This window comes from Nonomuraea sp. ATR24, from assembly GCF_041950485.1.
Taxonomy (GTDB): domain Bacteria; phylum Actinomycetota; class Actinomycetes; order Streptosporangiales; family Streptosporangiaceae; genus Nonomuraea; species Nonomuraea ceibae.
Map to the genome: position 1 here is coordinate 60921 of NZ_JBGNUU010000020.1, position 21494 is coordinate 82414.

A 21494-nucleotide genomic window follows, 5' to 3' on the forward strand; every position below is an offset into this window, starting at 1 on the left:
AGGTGACCAGTGTCCCGATACGGCCCGATGTTCGGTCCCGACATCACGTTCCTCGGCGTTGAGCGGTGCGACGTCGGCGATCCCGCCACGTACGCGGACGCCGACGTGGTGATCATCGGAGCGCCGTTCGACGGCGGCACCTCCAACCGCCCGGGCGCCAGGTTCGGCCCGATGGCGCTGCGCCAGGCCTGCTACCTGCCGCACGACGGCTCCCGCCCGAGCCTGGCCCTGCGCGTCGACGCGCTGCGCGACCTGCGCGTGCTCGACGCCGGGGACGTGGAGTGCTATTCGGGGGACGTGGAGGGCTCGCTGGCCGCGATCGAGGACGCGGTGCACCGGGTGGCGTCCTCGGGCGCGATCCCGCTGGTGCTGGGCGGCGACCACACGGTGGCGCTGCCGGACGCGCGCGGCACCGCGCGGGCCCACGCCCCCGGCCGCACCTCGATGATCCACTTCGACGCGCACGCCGACACGGGCAACATCTCGTTCGGCCACCTGTACGGTCACGGGCAGCCGATGCGCCGCCTCATCGAGTCCGGGGCGATCCGCGGTGACCGGTTCCTCCAGATCGGCCTGCGCGGCTACTGGCCCGATCCGGAGACCCTGAGCTGGATGGCCGAGCAGAACATGCGCTCGTACGAGATGACCGAGATCGTGGCGCGCGGCCTGGAGACGTGCCTGACGGAGGCGTTCGGCATCGCGCTCGACGAGTGCGACCGGATCTTCCTCTCGGTCGACATCGACGTGTGCGACCCCGGGCACGCGCCCGGCACCGGCACCCCCGAGCCGGGCGGGCTGACCGCCAGGGAGCTGCTCGACGCCGTCCGCCGGATCTGTTACGAGCTGCCCGTGGCAGGGATGGAGGTGGTGGAGGTCGCCCCGCCGTACGATCACGCCGACGTGACCGCGTTCCTCGGGAACAGGGTTATCCTTGAGGCGCTCTCCGCGATGGCCAGACGCCGTAAGGACGACGAAGGCGGGCCGCGCTGGGACCCTCGGCAACCCCTTCTCGACGGGCGTTGACCCATGCGAAACGAATGACGCGATGAGACCCGGTAGGTTTACGTCCTAGCACACCAACCTTCGCGAACGGGAGATTCCCGACAATGGGTCCCTACCTCCTCGGCCTGCGGCTTTCCGGCCGCCGGGTCCTCGTCGTGGGCGGCGGGCGCGTGGCTCAGCGGCGGGTGCCGGCGCTGCTCGCGGCGGGTGCGGAGGTGACCGTGGTCTCGCCGAGCGTCACCCCCGCTCTCGACGATCTCATCGCCGCCGGCCGCATCACCTGGCACGCCCGCCCGTACGAGGTGGGCGACTGCGACGGCGCCTGGCTCGTGCAGGCCTGCACCGACGACCGGTCGGCCAACACGGCCGTGGCCGCCGAGGCCGAGGCCAAGCGGATCTGGTGCGTGCGCGCCGACGACAAGGACGCCTCCGCCGCCTGGACCCCCGCTTCCGGCCGGGTCGACGAGGTCAGCGTGGCCATCACCGCCGGCGGCGACCCGCGCCGGGCGGCCGGCATCCGCGACGCCGTCGTGAACGCCCTGCGCGACGGCACCGTCGACGCCCGCCGCAACCGCACCAAACCCGTCGGCGTCGCCCTGGTCGGCGGCGGCCCCGGCGATCCCGGCCTCATCACCGTGCGCGGCCGCCAGCTCCTGGCGCAGGCCGACGTCGTGATCGCCGACCGGCTCGCGCCCCGCGCGCTGCTCGACGAGCTGGCCCCCGACGTCGAGCTCGTCGACGCCGCCAAGGTCCCCTATGGCCGCTCCCTGTCCCAGGACTCGATCAACGAGCTGCTCGTCGACCGGGCCAGGGCGGGCAAGTTCGTGGTCAGGCTCAAGGGCGGCGACCCGTTCGTGTTCGGGCGCGGCGGCGAGGAGATGATCGCCTGCGCCCGGGCCGGCATCCCGGTGATGGTCGTGCCCGGCATCACCAGCCCCGTCGCCGTCCCCGCCGCCGCGGGCGTCCCGGTGACCCACCGAGGCGTGAGCCAGGAGTTCCACGTCATATCGGTGCACGTCGCCCCGGACGACCCCCGATCCACCGTCGACTGGCCCGGCCTGGCGCGCTCCCGTGGCACCCTGGTGCTCATGATGGCCGTCGAACGGCTCGCCAAGGTGGCCGAAACGCTCGTGCGAGACGGACGTCCGCCGGAGACTCCCGTAATGGTGGTGCAGGACGGTACCCTTCCGACCCAGCGGGCGGTAAGCGCCTCGCTTTCCACCGTGGCCGACCGCGTGTCCGCGGCTGGGATACGGCCACCGGCGATCGTCGTCGTCGGCGACGTCGTAAAGGTCGGCCAGGAGGTCGAGATGGTTCGAGCGGAGCGCTTGCCGTGAACACGGCCATGGATGACGGGCGCATGGATGACGGGCGCGAGGAGTCGCCGGGGGAGCAGACCCTGACCTTCCGCGCCATCACTGACGTGCCCCCGTCCGACACCGCCCCGGCGGTCCCCGACGCCCCCGGCCCCACACGGCCGTCCCCTCCACCTGCGGCGGAGGCCGACACAGGCGACCAGGACGAGGCGCCCACGTCGGTGTGGGACGTCCCCGTACGCCGCCCGCCCGCCGCGCCGACCTCCGTATGGGAACGCCCGTCCCGCCCGGCCCCTGCCGCCCCGCCCGCCTCCCCTGAGAGGGACGAGGATCTCTTCACGGAGACCGCCGCCGCCTCCTCCGACGACGAGGACCTTCCCGACAGCGCGGACGCTCCCGCTGAGAGCGACCACGCCCCTGAGGACGCCACGGCTGCCCTCGCCGAAGAGGACGACTCCGACGAGGACGCCGACAGCGCGTGGCTGTGGGGCGACGACGAGAGCGACGCCGTCCCTTCCGACGAAACCCCGCTTGACGACGCGCCGTCCGACGAGGCCCCGTCCGACGAAACCCCGTCCGACGAAACCCCGTCCGACGACGCGCCGTCCGACGAGGCCCCGTCCGACGAGGCCCCGTCCGACGAGGACGATGCCCCCTCCGATGAGGCGGACGTGGCCGGTGACCTCGCCGGGGCCGCCGACGCCGACGCCGACGACGGCGCTTCCGACGTCGCCGAGGACGCCTCCGACGAGGACGAGACCGCTTCCGCCACGGCTGACGATGACGCCGGGGCGGAGGACGTACCCGGTGAAGCCGAAGAGGACCTGCCGCCCGAGACCGTCGAGGCGCTGACGGCGGCGCTCGGGGCGCTGCGAGAGAGCGTGGCCGGGCTGCGGTTCGGGCTCGACCTGCCGGGTGCCGAGGAGGCGCGGCAGGCGCGGGCCGACCTGCAGGCGCAGCTCGAGGACTACGTGCTGCCGAGGGTGCGCACCCGGACGGCGCCGGCGCTGATCGTGATCGCGGGCTCGACCGGCGCGGGCAAGTCCACGCTGGTCAACTCCCTGGCGGAGAAGAACGTCTCCCGCACCGGGGTACGGCGGCCGACCACCGGCGTGCCGGTCCTCGTGTGCCACCCGGACGACCGCAAGTGGTTCACCGAGGGCGAGCTGCTGGGCGGGCTGCGGCGGATCGACAAGCCGGAGCCCGGCGCGGGCATGCGCAGCGTCGTCGTGGTCGCCACGGAGAAGCTGCCGCAGGGCGTCGCGCTGCTCGACACGCCGGACATCGACTCGGTGGTCGAGGAGCACCACGAGATCGCGCACCGCATGCTCGACGCGGCCGACCTGTGGATCTTCGTCACCACCGCCGCCCGCTACGCCGACGCCCCCGCGTGGAACCTGCTGCGCCTGGCCAAGGAGCGCGGCGCCCGGCTGGCGATCGTGCTGTCCAGGGTGCAGCCGAGGGCGCGCGAGGTGGTGCTCAAGCATTTCGTCCGGATGCTCACCGAATACGGCCTGGGGGAGATCGACCGGTTCGTCATCGAGGAGTCGGCGGTCACCGACGGCAGGCTGCCCGACAGTGAGATGACCGATCTGCGGCTCTGGCTCGCCGAGCTGTCCGTCGACGACAAGCGCCGCGCGCAGGCCGTGCGCAAGACGCTCAACGGGGTGCTCGACAGCTTCCGCACCCGGGTTCCGGCGCTGGCCAAGCAGCTTGAGCTGCAGGTGGCGTTCCGCAGCGAGCTGCGCGGCGACGTCGAGGCGGCCTACATGAGCGCCCTGACGGAGATCGACAAGGCGTTCCGCAGCGGCATGATCATTCAGGGTGAGGTGCTGGCCCGCTGGCAGGACTTCGCCGGTTCGGGCGACCTGATGCGCTCGCTCCAGTTGCGTAAGCGCCCCCGTTCCTCGCAGGCGCCGGAGCGGATCACCGCGTTCCGTGGGGCGTTGAAGGCGGGGCTGGAGTCGGTGATCGTGGCCGCGGCCGGCCGCGCGGCCGAGGAGGTCGCGGGCCGCTGGCGGCACCGCGCCGAGGTGGGCGCCACGCTGGCCGAGGGGCTGGAGCGGCCGTCCGACGAGCTCGTACGGCATGCGGGCCGGGCCGTCGCGTCCTGGCAGGAGCATGTGATCGAGCTGGTCCGCACCGAGGGCGTGGCCAAGCGGTCGGTGTCCAAGCTGGTGTCGTTCGACGCCGACTCGCTGTCGCTGATCTTCATGGTGGCGATGTTCAGCGGCGGACGCACCGAAGGGGTGCCGCACCGGCTGGTCAAGGCGCTGCTCGGGGCCGAGTCGCTGCGCGGCATCGGCGCCAAGGCGCTCAGCGATCTGAGAGCCAGGATCGGCATGCTGTTCGACGAGGAGTCCATGCGTTACGTGCAGGCGCTCGACTCGGCGGGGATCCCCGACGAGTCCGCCGCCACCCACCTCTACCAGGCGACGTACAACCTCGAGGTCGCACGATGACCACCGTCACGACCAGGCCGGGGCTCGCGCCGCGGCTGTCCGCCCTCACCAAGGTCGTCGAGCTCGGCCCCGGCCGGCTGGACGACAAGCTGGTGTCCGAGGCCCAGAACCTGCTGCTGCGGGCCGGCGACCGGCTCAAGCTGTCGTCGGAGCACACCGTGGTCGCCCTCGCGGGCGGCACCGGCAGCGGCAAGTCGTCGCTGTTCAACGCCGTGTCCGGGCTGGAGCTGTCGCCCACCGGCGTGCGCCGGCCCACCACCGCCCACACCCACGCCTGCGTGTGGGGGCTGGAGGGGGCGGCGCCGCTGCTCGACTGGCTGCAGATCGAGTGGCGGCACCGGTTCGCCAGGGCGAGCGCGCTCGACAAGGGCGAGAGCCAGCTGCACGGCCTGATCCTGCTCGACCTGCCCGACCACGACTCGATCCGGGCGCTCACCGACACCGAGGCCGACCGGCTCATCGGCCTGGCCGACCTGGTGGTGTGGGTCCTCGACCCGCAGAAGTACGCCGACGCCTCCACCCACCGCCGCTACGTCACCGAGCTGGCCGGGCACGACGCGGTCACCGTGTTCGCGCTCAACCAGGCCGACCGGCTGTCCGCCGAGGAGCTGGCCGAGCTGGTCATCGACCTCAACGACCTGCTCCGCCGGGAGGGCGTCGAGCATCCGAGCGTGGTGCCCACCTCGGCGGTCAGCGGGCGCGGCATCGAGAGCCTCAAGAGCGTCATCGCCGGAGCCGTGTCCCGCCGCCGGGCCGCCATCCAGAAGCTGGAGGCCGACCTGCACCGGCTGGAGCAGCGGCTCACTCGCAGCATGCCGGTGGGCGAGGCCCTGAACGTGCCGGCGTCCGTCGACGAGGCCCGCCGCATGGGCCTCACCGACGCGCTCTGCGACGCCGTCGGCGTTCCCGCCGTGGGCGAGGCCATGGAGAACGTGTACGCCGAACGCTCCGGCCGCTGGGTCGGCTGGCCGTACCCGCGCTGGCTGGACCGCTTCCGCCCCGACCCGGTCAAGCGCCTGCGGCTGCAGGATGTGGGCGACGAGATCCGCGGCATCACCACGGGCTCGGTCAGCGCGCAGTCGGCCGAGGTGGCCAACGCCGTGCAGGCGCTGGCCGACGGCCTGACGGTCGGGATGCACCCGGTGTGGCGCAGCGCCGTGCACCGGGCGGCCCGCTCGCAGCTCGGCATGCTGCCGCGCACGCTCACCGAGGACCTCACCCAGGTCGCGCCCCGGCTCGACAGGGTGCCGGGATGGTGGCGGGCGCTCAAGGTGTGGCAGTACGCCCTGGTGGCGGCGTTCGGCGTCGGGCTGGTGTGGCTCGGGTTCGGGCTGCTGCTGCCCGGGCGGCTGCCGGCGTCGCTGCAACTGCTGGGCGACACGTCGGCGCTGCCGTGGGTGGCGCTGATGATGGCCTCGGTGCTGGGGCTGGGCATTCTGTCCGGCATCGCGTCACGCAACTTCGTGGAGCTCGGCGCGTCCCGTGAGCGGGAGCGGCTGGAGCGGGAGATGCGCCGTCGGGTGGCGGCGATCGCCGAGAAGGCGGTGGTCGAGCCGGTGGAGCGTGAGCTGGGCCGGCACCACGCGTTCTACCAGGCGATGCGCGGCCTGGCAGGCTGACGCCCACTCCGCGCGGACGACGCGGCCCCGGCCGCTCGTCGCGGCTCGTTCCGCCGTGTGCCTGCTTTGTGCGTGCTTGCCCGTCCGTGCCCGCTCGCCCTGTGCCCGCCCGTCCGCGGCCGCCCGTCCGTGGTAGCCCGCCTGTTGCCGCCCGTCCTCCCACGTTGTTCGCCCGCGTCGCTCCTCTGCGCTGTTGGCCCGTGTCGCACGTCTGTGCCGGTCGTCCACAGGGCGGGTCGCGCTCCGGCGGCGTCATCCACAGAACGCGGTTCGCCCGCCTGCCGGAGGTCCCCGGCGCGGCACTGTGTTCCCAGGTCGCGGGCGTCCGGCCCGCTGCATGGGAGGCACGGAATGAACGACATCTACATCACGCTAACCGGCAACGTCGCGGCAGAGCCCAGGCAGCACACCTTCGACGACGGCGTCAAGGTGACCTCGCTGCGGGTGCTCACCTCTCACCGCTACTTCGACCGGAAGACGGGCCAGTGGATGGACGGGGAGAGGGTCTGCTTCGCGATCCGCTGCTGGCGGACGCTGGCCGACAACGTCGCGCGTTCGGTCCGCGTCGGGCAGCCCGTGGTGGTCTCCGGCAAGCTGCGCATCCGGGAGTTCGGGCCCGAGGGGGATCGCCGGTTCATGCCGGAGGTGGAGGCCAGCGCTGTGGGTCACGACCTGCGCTGGGGCACCGGCAGCTTCGTCAAGCCGGAGCGGGGCGGCGCCGCGTCGTCGGTGAGCCCCGAGGTGCGCGAGCGGCTCGACGAGGAGATCCAGGACTGGGCGATGGGCGCCACCCGCACGGGCTCCCGCCGGGGCGCTTTGGACTCGATCCCCGACCCGGCCGCCGACTTCCAGCCACCGGAGGGCGCCACCGTGCGCATCCTCGGCGCGGACGACAACGAGACCGAGAGCGAGGACGCCGAGTGGCCGGTTGAGGAGCGCGCCGCAGCCTGACCCCGGCCCGGGCTTCGGGTTTCCGCCTGGGCGTCGAGGGCGACGGCTCGGCGCTTCGCTGGGCTGGGCCGTCGCGCCTTCCAGTTGCCCGTTCCCTCGTTGCTGCCCAGCTCTCGGGGAACTCGCGCACGGCGTAAGGGAGGTGAAGTCGGTACGGCGTGCGAGGGGTTCGGCGTGGGCCCACACGCTGAGGCCGACGCGGGACGACGCCGCCATGTCCGGGATGGGAACGGGTCGGTGGCTGTCACGTCCGGGATGGGAACGCGCTGTGGCCGTCACGTCCGTGATCGAGATGGGCTGGTGGCCGTCATACCCATGATCGAGACGGGCCGGTGGCGGTCATGTCCGTGATGGTGACGGGTTGGTGGCCGTCGCGTACGGGATGGTGGCCGTCACGTACAGGGTCACGCTCACCTGTCGGCCGGGGTCGGCGTCTGTTGCGGAGCTCGGCGGATCGTACGCGGCGCCAGTTCTGACAGCCCACTGGCCGTACGTGATCAGTGACCGACATGGACGAGGCTGGGTGGGGCGGCGTGCGGGGCTGAGCGGTGCTGGGCCTGAAAGGGGTGGTCGGGCGGAGGGGGGATCGGCCGACGGTGCTCAGGCACCGGGGGAGCGGCCGATGGGTGCTGCCCGAAAGCTGGCCAGGGCATCTATCAGGTCCAGGTTACGCCCCGCACGATGAGTGCTCCTTTCCGAACGGTTGCTCGCGGATTGAGCAATGTCCCGTAACTAACCACATCACGTATGTGGTCGCTCCGCCCAACGTATCGTTTCCCTTCGCACATCGCACACTCCGCAATTATTGTGTTACACATCGTTAGTCAGGGAGGAGACGAGATGGCGGCGACCAGTCACACCTCGACGAAGCCTCGCGGCGGTGTGTCGAGTCTGGTCGGCCGATGGCCGCTGCTGGGCCAGGGGCGGCTGCTCGTCGCCTACGTCAGCGCCATCGTCCTGCTCGACCTCGCGGCGATCGTGTTCTTCGCCGCCTCCACCGCGATTCGCTGGCCCGACGTGCTGACGTTCGCCGCGCTGATGAGCTGCGGGGCGGTCTGCATCGAGGCGACCCGGCGGCTTGGCATGCCGGCCGGAGTCTCGCGTGACCTGCTGTCGGCCTGGTGGCTGCCGGTAGCGCTGCTGCTGCCGCCGCTCTACGCGCTGCTGGCGCCGATCGTTTTGCAGGCGTTGCTCCAGTTCCGGGTTCGGGCGACCGTGCTGCACCGGCGGGTGCTGAGCTCGGCGGCGATCGGGCTGGCCGGAGGCGCCGCGTCCCTGACGTACCACCGGCTCGTGCCCGATCCGCTGCTGCTGGCCCAGGGGAGCGGGAGCGCGATCATGCTGGCGGTGGCGGCGGCGCTCGTGTTCGCGCTGCTCAACACCGGGCTGGTGGCCGTGGCCGCGCACACCGCCAATCCCGACTCACGCTGGCGTGAGGTGTTGTGGGATCGGGAGAGCGCGCTGCTCGACGTCGTGGAGCTGTGCCTCGGCGTCATCGTCGCCATCGCGTGCGCGCTCAACCTCGCCCTGCTTGTGCTGGCGCTGCCGCCTGTCGTCCTGCTCCAACGCAGCCTGTTGCACGCCCAGCTCCAGGCGGCCGCGCGTACCGACCCGAAGACGGGGCTGCTCAACGCCGCCGCCTGGCAGCGGGAGGCCGACACCGAGATCGTCCGGGCCCGGCGCACGGGTGAGACGCTGGCGTTGCTCATCGTCGACATCGACCACTTCAAACGGGTCAACGACGCTCATGGGCACCTGGTCGGCGACCAGGTGCTGATCGGTGTGGCGGGCATGTTGCGCAGCCAGCTGCGCGATTACGACGTGGTGGGGCGTTTCGGCGGCGAGGAGTTCGTCGTCCTGCTGCCGCGTGCCGACCTGTTGGAAGCCCGGCAGGTCGCCGAACGCCTCCGCACCCGTATCGGCCGCATGTCCGTTCCGGTGGACGAAGCCCTCATCACGGTGACCATCTCAGTGGGGGTGGCGCTCATGAACGTGCACGGTGACGACCTCATAGACCTGCTGGCCGCCGCCGACCTCGCCCTCTACCGCGCCAAGGAATTGGGCCGGAACCGCGTCTGCATCCCGGCCGCGCCCCCACGCCCCCGCCTACCGGGAGAGACGTCGGCCTGACGGCCAGCGGGCGTACGGGTGAGAGAGTCGGCCAGCCTGAGTGTGGTGCGGGCCGGGTCGTGGCCGAGGCTCGGCGGTTCGGCCGTGGCGCTGGGGTGAACGGCTGCTGGCGCTGAGGATGGTGGCTGCGTTCTGCGGCTGCAGTGACCCTGGCGCTGGCGCTGCCGCTGGGGCTGCGGTGGCGAGCGCGAGGTGGCGGGAGCTGGGCGGTGGCTGCGGACGGTGAGCACGGGGTTGGTGTCGACCCGGCTGCGCAGGCCAGGGGGTGTCCACCGACAGGGTGCTGCCTGGGGAGCGCCGACTGGGGAGCGCCGACCGGCAGGGTGCGACCGGGGTGTACCGACCAAAGGGTGCGACCGGGAGGGTGCTGACCGGCATGGGGCGACCGGAGGCGCGACCGGCGTGCGCCGATGGGGAGGGGCGCGGCCGGGGGTGTGCCGACCGGGGGCCCGACCGGGGGTGTGCCGGCGGGGAGGGGTGCGATGGGGGCGCGCCGACCGGGGAGGGTGCGAACGGGGTGTGCCGCCCGGAGAGGGGGGCGACCGTGGGGTGTGCCGACCGAGTGGGGGTGACCGGGGTGCTGCTGGGGTGTGGGTGGGGGATGGGGGTGCTGGGCGGCGGAAGTGTGGGGCGGGAGCCCCTAAGCTAGGTGGCATGCCGGAGTACATCTACACGCTGCAGCGCGTGCGCAAGGCGCATGGCGACAAGGTTGTCCTTGACGACGTCACGCTGTCGTTCCTGCCTGGAGCCAAGATCGGTGTCCTGGGGCCGAACGGCACCGGGAAGTCGACGCTGCTCCGGATGATGGCCGGCCTGGAGCAGCCGTCCAACGGTGAGGCCAAGCTGATGCCTGGGTTCACGGTGGGGATGCTCCAGCAGGAGCCGCCGCTGAACGAGGAGAAGACCGTCCTCGGCAACGTGCAGGAAGGCGTCGCGGAGACGGTGGCGATGCTCCAGCGCTACAACGACATCGCGGAGCAGATGGCCACCGACTACAGCGACGAGTTGCTGGAGGAGATGGGCAAGCTGCAGGAGCAGCTTGAGCACCGTAACGCGTGGGATCTCGACAGCCAGCTTGAGCAGGCGATGGACGCGCTGCGCTGTCCGCCGCCGGACGCCGAGGTGACGAAGCTGTCGGGTGGTGAGCGCCGCCGGGTCGCGCTGTGCAAGCTGCTGCTGGAGGCGCCTGACCTGCTGCTGCTCGACGAGCCCACCAACCACCTCGACGCGGAGAGCGTCCAGTGGCTGGAGTCGCACCTGGAGAAGTACGCGGGCACCGTGCTGGCCGTCACCCACGACCGCTACTTCCTCGACAACGTCGCCACCTGGATCCTGGAGCTCGACCGGGGCCGCGCCTACGCCTACGAGGGCAACTACTCCACCTACCTGGAGGCCAAGGCCCAGCGGCTCAAGGTCGAGGGTCAGAAGGACGTCAAGCGCAAGAAGCGCCTGGAGGACGAGCTGGAGTGGGTTCGTTCGAACCCGAAGGCCCGCCAGACGAAGAGCAAGGCCCGTCTCCAGCGCTACGAGGAGATGGCGGCCGAGGCGGACAAGCACCGCAAGCTGGACTTCGAGGAGATCCAGATCCCGCCGGGCCCGCGTCTGGGCACCACGGTGATCAAGTCGGACGATCTCACCAAGGGCTTCGGCGACCGGCTGCTCATGGAGGGCCTGACGTTCGACCTGCCGCGTAATGGCATCGTCGGCATCATCGGCCCCAACGGCGTCGGCAAGACGACGCTGTTCCGCATGATCACGGGCAGCGAGACGCCTGACAGCGGGTCGATCGTCGTCGGCGACACCGTCAAGATCTCGTACGCGGACCAGAGCCGGGGCGGCATCGACCCGGCCAAGAACGTGTGGGAGGTCGTCTCCGACGGGCTCGACCACATCAAGGTCGGCAACGTCGAGATGCCGTCGCGCGCCTACATCGCCGCGTTCGGCTTCAAGGGGCCTGACCAGCAGAAGAAGGCCGGCGTCCTGTCGGGCGGCGAGCGCAACCGGCTCAACCTGGCGCTGACCCTCAAGCAGGGCGGCAACGTGCTGCTGCTGGACGAGCCCACCAACGACCTCGACACGGAGACGCTGTCGTCGCTGGAGAACGCGCTGCTGGAGTTCCCGGGCTGCGCGGTCATCACCTCTCACGACCGGTGGTTCCTCGACCGGATCGCGACCCACATCCTGGCGTGGGAAGAGGGGTCCAACTGGTTCTGGTTCGAGGGCAACTTCGCCGACTACGAGAAGAACAAGATCGAGCGCCTCGGCGCCGACGCGGCCCGTCCGCATCGGGTGACGTATCGGAAGCTGCACCGCGACTGATCGGCTGACGGCTGGCATTGCGCCGCACGGCAGGTTCGTAAAGGGCCTGCCGTGCGGCGTTTTCGCGTTCGGCCAGGGGTGGGCCGGTCGGCAGGACGGCAGACCGGTTCGTGCCGGATCACCGGGGCATGACTAGAATGCAGTTCTAGGATTGGCCCGAAGGGAGTCCGCATGGAGCTGGAGCTCGACGGTATCGAGATCGCGTTCGACCACACGGCAGTGGCCGCCCCCCGCATCAGGGATCTGCTGCCCATCTACCGCGACCTGCTGGGCGGCCGGCATCTGGGCGGCGGAGGCGACAACCGGGTGGCCGGTTACCGCACCTTCCAGCTGACCTACGCCAACGGCAGCAAGGTCGAGCTGATGGAGCCGCTGGCCGGGTCCACGTTCTTCGACAGCTTCTTCGAGCTCACCCGAGGCCGGGGCGGCGTGCACCACCTGAACTTCCACGTCAGCGACCTCGACGCGGCGGTGGCCCGGCTGACCGAGCGGGGCTACCGGCTGCACGGCCTGAACGTGTCCGACCCCCGCTGGCGGGAGGTGTTCCTGCATCCGAAGGAGGCGCACGGGGTGCTCATCCAGCTCGCCCAGCCGGGACCGCGCGAGCCGGGCGAGCCCCGGCCGTCGCTGGAGGAGGTGCTGGCCGGCAACGGCAGGAACGGCAACGGCATCCCCAGCCCTTGAGCGTGCGCTGGGCGGGTGCCAGGCTCTTGAGTCTGAGTAGAACTAAAATCTAGAATGGAGTTCTAAATCCGACGAGATTGGGGACCCCATGAAGGCGGTACCGAAGCCGACTCCGGACACCCAGCCGTTCTGGGACGGCACGGCGGCCGGGGAGCTCAGGATCCAGCGCTGCCGGACCTGCGAACGGCACTACTTCTACCCCCGCCCGAGCTGCCCCCACTGCGGCTCGGGCGCCGTCGAGTGGGTGCGGGCCAGCGGCCGGGCCAGCCTCTACTCCTACGTGATCAACCACCGCCCGGCCCCCGGCTTCGAGGAGGGCGGCCCGTACGCGATCGCGGTGGTGGAGCTGGAGGAGGGGGTGCGGATGATGACCAACATCGTCAACACCGAGATCACCCCCGAGAACCTGCCGCTCGACCTGGCCCTGAAAGTCGTCTTCGAGCGGCGCGGCGACGTGCACGTGCCGCTGTTCGAGCCCGCCGGAGGCGCCGCGTGAGCACCGAGGGCATCGTCATCGCCGGCGCCGCCGAGACCGACGAGGTCGGGCGGCTGCCGCAGCACTCCACGCTGTCCCTGCACCTGGAGGCGGCCCGCAACGCGCTGGCCGACGCGGGCATGACCAAGGACGACATCGACGGCATCGCCACCGTCGGCACGCCCGGCCCGATCCAGGTGGCGCACGCGCTCGGGATCACGCCGTCGTGGCTGGACGGCACGGGCGTGGGCGGCTCGTCGTTCCTGTTCCACGTACGGCACGCGGCGGCGGCCATCCGGGCGGGCCTGTGCACCACGGTGCTGATCACGCACGGCGAGTCCGGCAGGTCGCGGGTCGGGGCGGGCAGGTTCGGGCTGGGCGCGGACTCGCTGATGGGCCAGTTCGAGCTGCCGTACGGGGTGGTGGGGCCGCCGTCGACGTTCACGTTGACGGCGTTGCGCTACATGAAGGAGACCGGGCTCACCCACGAGCAGCTCGCCGAGGTGGCGGTGGCGCAGCGGCGCTGGGCGCACCTGAACCCGCGGGCGATGTACCGGGACCTGATCACCGTGGACGACGTGCTGGCCTCGCGGCTGGTCGCCTACCCGTTCCACCTGCTGGAGTGCTGCCTGGTGACCGACGGGGGTGGGGCGCTGGTCGTCACTTCGCGGGAGCGGTCGCGGCGTGACCCGGTGCACCTGCTGGGCGCCGGTGAGGCGATGGACGCGCCGATGATCTCCCAGATGGAGGACTTCACCACGTCGAAGGGGTTCCGGCTGTCGGGCGAGGCGGCGTTCGCCGAGGCGGGCATCTCGCACGACGACGTGGACCATCTGATGGTGTACGACGCCTTCGCGCACGTGCCGATCTACGGACTGGAGGATCTCGGGTTCGTCAAGCGGGGCGAGGCGGGCGCGTTCATCGCGGAGGGGCACACCTCGCCGGGCGGGAGGCTCCCGCTCAACACGAACGGCGGCGGCCTGTCGTACACCCATACCGGGATGTACGGGATGTTCGCCATCCAGGAGGCGGTCAGGCAGTTGCGCGGCGAGGCGGCGGCGCAGGTGCCGGGCGTGGAGGTGAGCGTGGTGCTGGGCAACGGCGGCATGTTCGCCTCGGCGGCGACGCTGGTGCTGGCCAACCGCTTGCCCTGATCCGCTGGCCGGGCATCGATCTTTCGTTCACGATGGGGGCGCGGATCCCCCATCACACGGAAGGTCGATGCCATGCGTGCACGCGCGTGGGCGGTGCTGGTCGCCGCCCTCCTGATGGCCCTGCCCGTGACCACCCCGGCGGCGGCGCAGGCGGAGGTGAGGTTCCACGCCGACTCCGGTGACTCCTGCCCGCACGGGGTCACCGGAGGCGTGCTGGACTGGCTGGAGGGCCCGGTGGTCAAGCCGACCGTGCGCGTCGAGGGCACCCTGTCCGACAGCGGGCCGCTGTCGTGGTGCACCGCGGACGGCCTGTACTCCCGGGCCACGTTCACCGCCTACGACGGCGCCGCCGTGGTCGACACCGAGTCGGTGAAGGCCGACGACGGCGAGGTGTCGTTCACCTTCGAGCTGGCCGACCCGGCCGGGGTCGCCGGGATCGACGAGGTGGTGGTGCGCGTGTGCCGCTTCAGCAACACGCCGATCGGGATCAGCTACTGCGGCCCCGCCGCCGCGTACCAGATGCCCTGAGGCCGGGGCTCGGCGCCGTCACTCGCCGATGGCGCCGAGCCGGGCGTGGCCCTTGAGCAGGTTGCGGGCGATGGTGCGGCGCTGGATCTCGTCGGTGCCCTCGAAGATGCGCAGCAGCCGCAGCTCCCGGTACCACCGCTCGATCGGCAGCTCCTTGGTGTAGCCCATGCCGCCGTGGATCTGCAGCACCCGGTCGACGACCTGGTTGGCCATCACGGCCCCGTTGAGCTTGGCGATCGAGGAGGCGTGCCGGGCGTCCATGCCCTCCTGCACCCGCCAGGCGGCGTACAGCGTGAGCCACTTGGCCGCCTCGATCTCCACCTGCGAGTCGGCGATCATCCACTGGATCGCCTGATACTCGGAGATCGCCTGCCCCATCGACTTGCGGATCTTGGCGTAGTCCACGGCCATGCCCAGCATGCGCTCGGCCGAGCCGATGGCCCGCGCCGGGATCATGTACCGGCCCTGCCCGATCCACTGCATGGCCAGCTCGAACCCCTTGCCGAGCTCGCCCAGGACGTTCTCCTCCGGCACCCGTACGTCCTCGAACACCAGGGAGGCGGGACCCCATTCGCCCATGGTCGGGATCGGCTCGGACTTCCAGCCCATGTCGCGGTCGACCAGGAAGCACGTCACCCCGTACGGCTCGGCCACGGCGAAGACCATGACGAAGTCGGCCTCGCTGCCGCCGGTGATGAACGTCTTCTCGCCGCTGATCAGCCATTCGGAGCCGTCGCGCACGGCGCGGGTGCGGATGTTGCGGGCGTCGGAGCCGGCGCCGGGTTCGGTGATGGCGAAGCAGGAGCGCCGCTCGCCCTCGATGGTGGGGATGAGGTAGCGCCGTTTCTGCTCCTCGTTGCCCGCGTAGAGGATGTTGTCGGCGCTGCCGCCGAAGCTGAACGGCACGAACGTCCGGCCGAGCTCCATCGCGATGATGGCGGACATGATCGGCCCGAGCGCGGCCCCGCCGTACTCCTCGGGCGTGTTGATGCCCCAGAAGCCCATCCGCTTGGCCTTGAGCCGCAGCTCGCGCAGCACGTCGGCGGGGACTCCCGGCAGGCCGGCGCGTTCGTTGCGCAGCACCTCCGGCTCCAGCGGCATGACCTCCTTTTCGACGAACGCCCGCACGGTGTCCCTGATCTGCCGTTCCTCGGTGCTGAGCGAGAAGTCCACGCCGCCTCCACATTTCTAGAACCGTCCTCTAGGAAGAGGTTCCAACGCCGGTCCGCGACGTGTCAAGAACATGATTCTAGAATTCGACGGAGTACGATGTCCTCCATGGCACGCAAGTCCTCCTGGGAGTGGAGCCGCACCGCCCAGACGCGCAAGAGCATGCTGCAGGCGGCGCGCGAGGTGTTCGGCGAGCACGGCTTCGCCGAGGCCAGCGTCTCGGAGGTGGTGGCCCGCGCCGGATCCAGCGTCGGCAGCCTCTACCACCACTTCGGCGGCAAGACCGAGCTGTTCCTGGCCCTCTACGAGGACCACCAGGCCGCCCACGAGCAGGCGTCGGCCACCAGCGTGTCGCGGGCCAAGCAGTCGGGCGTCTCCGACCCGGTCGAGCTGCTCATCGCCGGCGCCCGCGCCTACCTCGACGGCGCCTGGGAGCGCCGCGACCTGGTCAGGCTCTTCATCGACGGCGACGGCCCGCCCGGCTTCGAGCTGATCCGCCGCACCCGGGGCCGCGAGTGGGTGCGGCAGAACGCCGTGCTGCTCGGCGCCGGCGGCGACCCGCTCGACAGGTTCACGGTCGCGGTGCTGACCAGCATCATCGGCGAGGCCGCCCGCGAGGTCGCCACCAGCGACACCGAGGAGGAGGCGCGCGAGGTGGCCGAGGCGGCGATGGCCCTCATCCGCCGCCTCGACCCGCTCAAGCCCCTGAGCTGACCCCGGGCCTGATCACGGGGCTGATCACGGGCTGATCACTGCACGGCCCCGGTCGATCACCACGGTCCCGTCGTCCTTCGCCGTGCGGAACAGCACGGCGGGCCCGTCCACCCAGATCGACACCGTCAGCGACTCCCCGGGCAGGACCGGGCTGCTGAACCGCCCCGACATGGCGCGGAACCGCGCCGGGTCCGAGCCCGCCACCGCGTGCAGCAGCGCCCGCCCGGTGATCCCGTACGTGCACAGCCCGTGCAGGATCGGCCGGTCGAACCCGGCCCGCGCGGCGAACTCCGGGTCGGAGTGCAGCGGGTTGTAGTCGCCCGACAGCCGGTAGAGCAGCGCCTGGTCGGGCCGCGTCGGGTAGGTCACCTTGTGGTCGGGCGCCCGGTCCGGCGCCGCCCACTCCTCGCGGGGCCCGCGCTCGCCGCCGAAGCCGCCCTCGCCCCTGATGAAGACGGCGCTGCGGCTGGTGACGACCGGCTCGCCGCTGCCGGGGTCGACGGCCAGCGCCTCGGTGGTGACCAGCGCGCCCGACCCCTTGTCGTAGATGCCGGTGACCTTCGACGTCGTCCGCACCGCGCCCGCCGCCGGGAGCTCGCGGTGCAGCTCGAAGGACTGCTCGGCGTGGACGAGCATGGCCGGGTCGTAGTCGCCGAGCCGCCGCCCTGGCGCCTGGGCCGCGAGCACCGCGAACGTGGGCAGCACCCGCTGGCCCTTCTCGGTGGCGAAGGCCGGCTCGCCGGTGCCCGCGCCGACGCCGAGCGCGTACAGCATGGTGTCCTTGGCGGTCCACCTCCGCTCGCAGGGCGCGCCCTCGACGCCGACGACGGAGTGGTCGAGCGGCATGTCAGGCCTCCCGTCCGGGGATCTGGCCGTTGGTCAGCGCGTTCGGCGCCGCCTTGTCGACCAGCGCCGGGATGACCGCGCCGAGCTCGGCCGGGTCCCAGCGGCCGCCCTTGTCCACGGCCGGGCCGGCGTGCCAGCCCTCGGCCACGCTGATCACCCCGGCGCGCACGTTGAACACCCGGCCGGTGATGCCGCGCGCCTCCGCGCTCGACAGCCACACGACCAGCGGCGCGATGTCGTCGGCGTCGGCGTTCGCGCCGCTCGGGATGAGGCCCTCGGTCATGCGGGTCAGCGCGGCGGGCGCGATCGCGTTCACCGTGACGCCGTAGCGCTCCAGTTCCCTGGCGGCGATCACGGTCAGCCCGGCGATGCCCGCCTTGGCCGCGCCGTAGTTGCCCTGGCCGGGGTTGCCGTAGATGCCGGAGGACGAGGTGGTGTTGATGATCCGGGCGTCGACCGCCTCGCCCGCCTTGGCCTTGCCCCGCCAGTAGGCGGCCGCGTGCCGCAGCGGCGCGAACGTGCCGCGCAGGTGGACCCGGATGACCGCGTCCCACTCCTCGGCCGACATGTTGACCAGCATCCGGTCGCGCAGGATGCCGGCGTTGTTGACCAGCACGTGCAGGTCGCCGAAGCGCTCGATCGCGGCCCGGACCAGCCGTTCGGCGCCGTCGAAGTCCGAGACGTCCTCGCCGTTGACGATCGCCTCCCCGCCCAGGGCCTCGATCTCGGCGACGACCTCGGCGGCGGCGCCGGACGAGCCGGTCCCGTCCACCTCGGCGCCCAGGTCGTTGACCACCACCTTGGCCCCCTGCCTGGCGAACTCCAGCGCGTGGCCGCGCCCGATGCCCCTGGCCGCGCCCGTGACGATCACCACGCGGCCGTCGACGATCCCGCTCATGTGTCTCCTCGCTCCTTCGCAGACGATGCGAACAAAATTCTAGTAACCAAATCTAGAAATGGTAGGCCCAGGCCACGACGGACCTCACGCACCGACCCGGTAGCGTTTGTCCCGTGGTTCAACACTCCCTCGCACAGCGGCACGTCTTCCTTCGCATGGTGAGATTCGCGGACATCGACTCCCAAGGACATGTGAACAATGTCCGCTTCCTCGACTACCTGGAGGACGCCCGCTGGGGGATGTTGCACGTCGACCCGTTCAAGGCGGGCGAGGTGCCGTTCAAGGGCCTGGTCGTGTCCCGCCACGAGATCGACTACCGCCGCCCGCTCGGCTACCGCGCCGAGCCCGTCCGCGTCGAGACCTGGGTCACCGAGATCCGGCCGGTCCGCTTCACGCTCAGCTACGAGATCCGCGACGACGACGACCTGTACGTGACCGCGAGCTCGGTGCTCGTCGCCTACGACGTGGAGCGCGAGGCCCCGCGCCGGCTCACCGCCGACGAGCTGGCCTACCTCAAGCGCTTCGCTTGAGCGAGCCGACCCCGCGGCGCTGGCTGATGCTGGCCCTGGGGGTCAACGCGCACGCCGGCGTCACCCTGGGCCTGTCCGGGCTGCCCCTGGTCATCCCGGACATCCAACGCCACTTCGGCGTCTCCCTGCCGGTCGCCGGCATCATCGGCAACGCGCCGGGCATCGGCGTGCTGTTCGCGCTGGTGGCCTGGGGCTGGCTGGCCGACCGGCACGGCGAGCGGCTGGTCCTGGGCGTCGGCGTCGGGCTGGCCGGGCTGCTGTTCGCCGCCGTCTCACTCGCCGAGCGGACCTGGGCCGTGGTCGTGCTGCTCGCGCTGGCCGGCGCCGCGGGCTGCGCCGCCCTGGTCGGCGGCGGGCGGATCGTGCTGGGCTGGTTCGAGCCGCCCGAACGCGGCGTCGCCATGGGCGTGCGCCAGGTGTCCTACACGCTCGGCATGGCCGTCGCCGCGTTCCTGCTGCCGCCCGTGGCGCGGGCCCACGGGATCTCCGGCGTCCTCATGGTCTGCGCGGGCGTGTGCCTGCTGGCCGCCGTCCTGGCCGCGCTCTTCCTGGCCGAGCCGCCGCACGCCCGCACCCGGGTCGTCGCCGCGCCCCCCGGCTCCCCGTACAGCCGGCCCGCGCTCTGGCGCGTGCACGCCACCAGCGCGCTGCACGCGGTGCCCCAGGTGATCGTCGGCACCTACGGAGTGGCCTGCCTGGTCAACCTGTACGGGTGGGGCGGGGTGGACGCCGGGTGGCTGTTCGGCTTCGCGGCCATCGGCGGCGCGATCACCAGGGTCGCCGCCGGCCGCTGGTCCGACGTGAGCGGGCTGCGCATGGCCCCGCTGCGGCTGCTCACCTACGCCACGGTCGCCGTGCTGGCCCTGCTGGTCCCGGCCACGCTCACCGGGTCCTGGCTGGGCTCGGCCGCGCTGGCCGCGGGCGCGGTGATCACCGTCGCGGGCAACGGGCTCGCCTACCTCAAGGCGGGCGAGCTCGCCGGGCCCGCGGCGGCCGGCCGCGTGCTGGGCCTGCACAACACCGTCCAGAACGTGGTCCTGCTGGCCGTGGCGCCGCTGGCCGGACTGCTGATCACCAGCTCCGGCTACTGGGCGGCCTTCGCGGCCGGCCTCGCGTGCGCGCTGCTCTCCATCCCGGTCATCCCGGTACGCGACGAGAAGAGGGAAACTAGCTGACCTGGCGCTGCAGCCACACCGCGTGATCCGGAGGCAGCAGGCCGCCCTCGACCGGGCCGGTGGCCAGCAGCACGTTCTCGTGGGGCGGCAGCCGTACCGGACGGGTGCCGCAGTTGAGCGCGCACACCAGCGGCCCGCGCGCGAACACCAGCGCGTCCTCGTCCGAGGCGAGCCACTCCAGCTCGTACGGAATCGTGCGGACCAGCTCGCGGCGGCAGGCCAGGGCGCGCCGGTAGAACTCCAGCGTCGAGCCCGGGTCGCCGGTCTGGCTCGCCACGCTGAGCGCCGCGAACGAGCCGGGCTGCGGCAGCCACGGCGTCACGCCCTCGGGCGAGAACCCGAAGGAGTCGCCGCCGGGGGACCAGGGCATCGGCACCCGGCAGCCGTCCCGGCCCGGCAGCTTGCCCTCCGACTGGATGAACACCGGGTCCTGCCGCGCCTCCGGTGGAATGTCCTGTACCTGGGGGAGGCCCAGTTCCTCCCCCTGGTAGAGATATGCCGACCCGGGCAGCGCAAGCATGGCGAGCAATGCGGCTTTCGCCCGGGAAAGTCCGGTCCCGGGGTCGGCGGTCTCGTACCGGGTGACGTGCCGCACGACGTCATGGTTGGACAGCACCCAGGTGGCGAACGGCACCGTCGCCAGCGTCTCGTCGATGACCTTCCGGAACGCCGTCGCCGACCAGGGCGCCTGGAGCCAGGCGAAGTTGAAGCTCTGCTGCAGCTCGTCCGGCCGCACGTACAGCGCCAGATCCTCCAGGGTGTCGGTCCACACCTCGCCCACGGCCATCCGCTCGCCCGGGTAGCTGTCGAGCAGCTCGCGCCACTCCCGGTAGACGCCGTGCACCTCCGGCTGCCCCCACACCGGCGAGTCCGACATGAACGACTGGTCCTCGACGTCCGGCAGCCCCTCGGCCTTGAACAGCCCCATCGCCACGTCGATGCGGAACCCGTCGACGCCCCGGTCCAGCCAGAACCGCAGGATGTCCAGGAACTCCGCGCGCACCTCGGGGTTGCGCCAGTTGAAGTCGGGCTGTCCCGGGGCGAACAGGTGCAGGTACCAGCTCCCGTCCGGCAACCGCGTCCACGCCGGGCCGCTGAAGGTCGACTGCCAGTTGTTGGGCCGGTCGCGGAAGATGTAGCGGTCGCGGCCCTCGCCGCGCAGCGCCGCCTGGAACCACGGGTGCGCCTCGGAGCTGTGGTTGGGCACGATGTCGACCAGCACCCGCAGCCCGAGCGCGTGCGCGTCGGCCACCAGCGCGTCGAAGTCGGCCAGCGAGCCGAACAGCGGATCGACGTCGCGGTAGTCGGCCACGTCGTAGCCGCCGTCGGCCATGGGGGAGGTGTAGAAGGGGCTGAGCCAGACGGCGTCGACGCCCAGCTCCTTCAGATGGGTCAGGCGCTCGCGCGCGCCGGCCAGATCGCCGACGCCGTCTCCCGAGGCGTCGGCGAAGCTGCGAACGTAGATCTCATAGACGACGGCGTCGCGCCACCAGGGGATGTCCATGTGGCGTGTCATGCCCG

18 protein-coding genes are annotated in these 21494 nt (G+C 71.7%); 14 read left to right on the top strand and 4 right to left on the bottom strand.

Annotated elements, in window-relative coordinates:
- Nucleotides 1-9: 9 nt before the first annotated feature.
- The 11 genes from speB (at nucleotide 10) to ACBI99_RS35845 (ending at nucleotide 14640) form a co-directional block, all read left to right on the top strand.
- The gene (speB, locus tag ACBI99_RS35795; RefSeq protein WP_308125710.1) at nucleotides 10-1023 is read left to right on the top strand and encodes an agmatinase; all 1014 of its coding nucleotides are present in this window, start codon (nucleotides 10-12) and stop codon (nucleotides 1021-1023) included.
- 83 nt (nucleotides 1024-1106) lie between these two features.
- A complete protein-coding gene (gene cobA, locus ACBI99_RS35800) occupies nucleotides 1107-2339 on the top strand; it encodes a uroporphyrinogen-III C-methyltransferase (RefSeq protein WP_375074491.1) in 1233 nt (410 codons plus the stop codon).
- A 23-nt stretch (nucleotides 2340-2362) separates the two neighbouring features.
- Nucleotides 2363-4780 carry a dynamin family protein gene (locus ACBI99_RS35805; RefSeq protein WP_375074492.1) on the top strand — a complete coding sequence of 806 codons (2418 nt, stop codon included), beginning with the start codon at nucleotides 2363-2365 and terminating at the stop codon, nucleotides 4778-4780.
- A complete protein-coding gene (locus tag ACBI99_RS35810) occupies nucleotides 4777-6399 on the top strand; it encodes a GTP-binding protein (protein WP_219503927.1) in 1623 nt (540 codons plus the stop codon). Before ACBI99_RS35805 ends, ACBI99_RS35810 begins: the two co-directional genes overlap by 4 nt.
- A 351-nt stretch (nucleotides 6400-6750) precedes the next feature.
- Nucleotides 6751-7350, top strand: a complete 600-nt coding sequence (locus ACBI99_RS35815) for a single-stranded DNA-binding protein (protein WP_375074493.1) — start codon at nucleotides 6751-6753, stop codon at nucleotides 7348-7350.
- An 840-nt stretch (nucleotides 7351-8190) separates the two neighbouring features.
- The gene (locus ACBI99_RS35820) at nucleotides 8191-9480 is read left to right on the top strand and encodes a GGDEF domain-containing protein (RefSeq protein ID WP_219503935.1); all 1290 of its coding nucleotides are present in this window, start codon (nucleotides 8191-8193) and stop codon (nucleotides 9478-9480) included.
- 654 nt (nucleotides 9481-10134) lie between these two features.
- Nucleotides 10135-11799, top strand: coding sequence for an energy-dependent translational throttle protein EttA (gene ettA / locus ACBI99_RS35825; RefSeq protein WP_219503938.1), 1665 nt, complete (start codon nucleotides 10135-10137; stop codon nucleotides 11797-11799).
- A 171-nt stretch (nucleotides 11800-11970) separates the two neighbouring features.
- Nucleotides 11971-12483, top strand: coding sequence for a VOC family protein (locus tag ACBI99_RS35830; protein ID WP_219503955.1), 513 nt, complete (start codon nucleotides 11971-11973; stop codon nucleotides 12481-12483).
- Nucleotides 12484-12571: 88 nt separating this feature from the next.
- On the top strand, nucleotides 12572-12979 hold the full coding sequence (locus ACBI99_RS35835) for a Zn-ribbon domain-containing OB-fold protein (RefSeq protein WP_357590128.1): 408 nt from the start codon (nucleotides 12572-12574) through the stop codon (nucleotides 12977-12979).
- A complete protein-coding gene (locus ACBI99_RS35840) occupies nucleotides 12976-14112 on the top strand; it encodes a thiolase (RefSeq protein WP_308125711.1) in 1137 nt (378 codons plus the stop codon). Before ACBI99_RS35835 ends, ACBI99_RS35840 begins: the two co-directional genes overlap by 4 nt.
- 72 nt (nucleotides 14113-14184) lie before the next feature.
- Nucleotides 14185-14640 (top strand): hypothetical protein, encoded by a 456-nt coding sequence (locus tag ACBI99_RS35845; RefSeq protein WP_219503959.1) that lies wholly within the window; start codon nucleotides 14185-14187, stop codon nucleotides 14638-14640.
- 18 nt (nucleotides 14641-14658) lie between these two features.
- Here the strand turns inward: ACBI99_RS35845 and ACBI99_RS35850 are convergent, their stop codons facing one another.
- Nucleotides 14659-15813, bottom strand: a complete 1155-nt coding sequence (locus tag ACBI99_RS35850; RefSeq protein WP_219503961.1) for an acyl-CoA dehydrogenase family protein — start codon at nucleotides 15811-15813, stop codon at nucleotides 14659-14661.
- Between the two features lie 105 nt (nucleotides 15814-15918).
- Between ACBI99_RS35850 and ACBI99_RS35855 the strand changes: the two genes are divergently transcribed.
- Nucleotides 15919-16524: a TetR/AcrR family transcriptional regulator gene (locus ACBI99_RS35855; RefSeq protein ID WP_219503963.1), complete on the top strand. Its 606-nt coding sequence runs from the start codon at nucleotides 15919-15921 to the stop codon at nucleotides 16522-16524.
- 24 nt (nucleotides 16525-16548) lie between these two features.
- On the opposite strand, the gene ACBI99_RS35860 is transcribed toward ACBI99_RS35855, so the two are convergent.
- Together ACBI99_RS35860 and ACBI99_RS35865 are read right to left on the bottom strand one after the other, a co-directional pair.
- Nucleotides 16549-17370 carry a MaoC/PaaZ C-terminal domain-containing protein gene (locus tag ACBI99_RS35860; protein WP_375074494.1) on the bottom strand — a complete coding sequence of 274 codons (822 nt, stop codon included), beginning with the start codon at nucleotides 17368-17370 and terminating at the stop codon, nucleotides 16549-16551.
- Nucleotide 17371: 1 nt separating this feature from the next.
- Nucleotides 17372-18268, bottom strand: a complete 897-nt coding sequence (locus ACBI99_RS35865; RefSeq protein WP_219503968.1) for an SDR family oxidoreductase — start codon at nucleotides 18266-18268, stop codon at nucleotides 17372-17374.
- Between the two features lie 155 nt (nucleotides 18269-18423).
- Here ACBI99_RS35865 and ACBI99_RS35870 point away from each other — a divergent pair, with 155 nt between their 5' ends.
- Together ACBI99_RS35870 and ACBI99_RS35875 are read left to right on the top strand one after the other, a co-directional pair.
- Nucleotides 18424-18798, top strand: a complete 375-nt coding sequence (locus ACBI99_RS35870; RefSeq protein WP_219503980.1) for a thioesterase family protein — start codon at nucleotides 18424-18426, stop codon at nucleotides 18796-18798.
- Nucleotides 18795-19973: an MFS transporter gene (locus ACBI99_RS35875; protein WP_219503981.1), complete on the top strand. Its 1179-nt coding sequence runs from the start codon at nucleotides 18795-18797 to the stop codon at nucleotides 19971-19973. Before ACBI99_RS35870 ends, ACBI99_RS35875 begins: the two co-directional genes overlap by 4 nt.
- Here ACBI99_RS35875 and ACBI99_RS35880 read toward each other — a convergent pair.
- Nucleotides 19966-21489, bottom strand: coding sequence for an alpha-amylase family glycosyl hydrolase (locus ACBI99_RS35880; protein ID WP_375074495.1), 1524 nt, complete (start codon nucleotides 21487-21489; stop codon nucleotides 19966-19968). The genes ACBI99_RS35875 and ACBI99_RS35880 overlap by 8 nt on opposite strands.
- Between the last annotated feature and the right edge of the window lie 5 nt (nucleotides 21490-21494).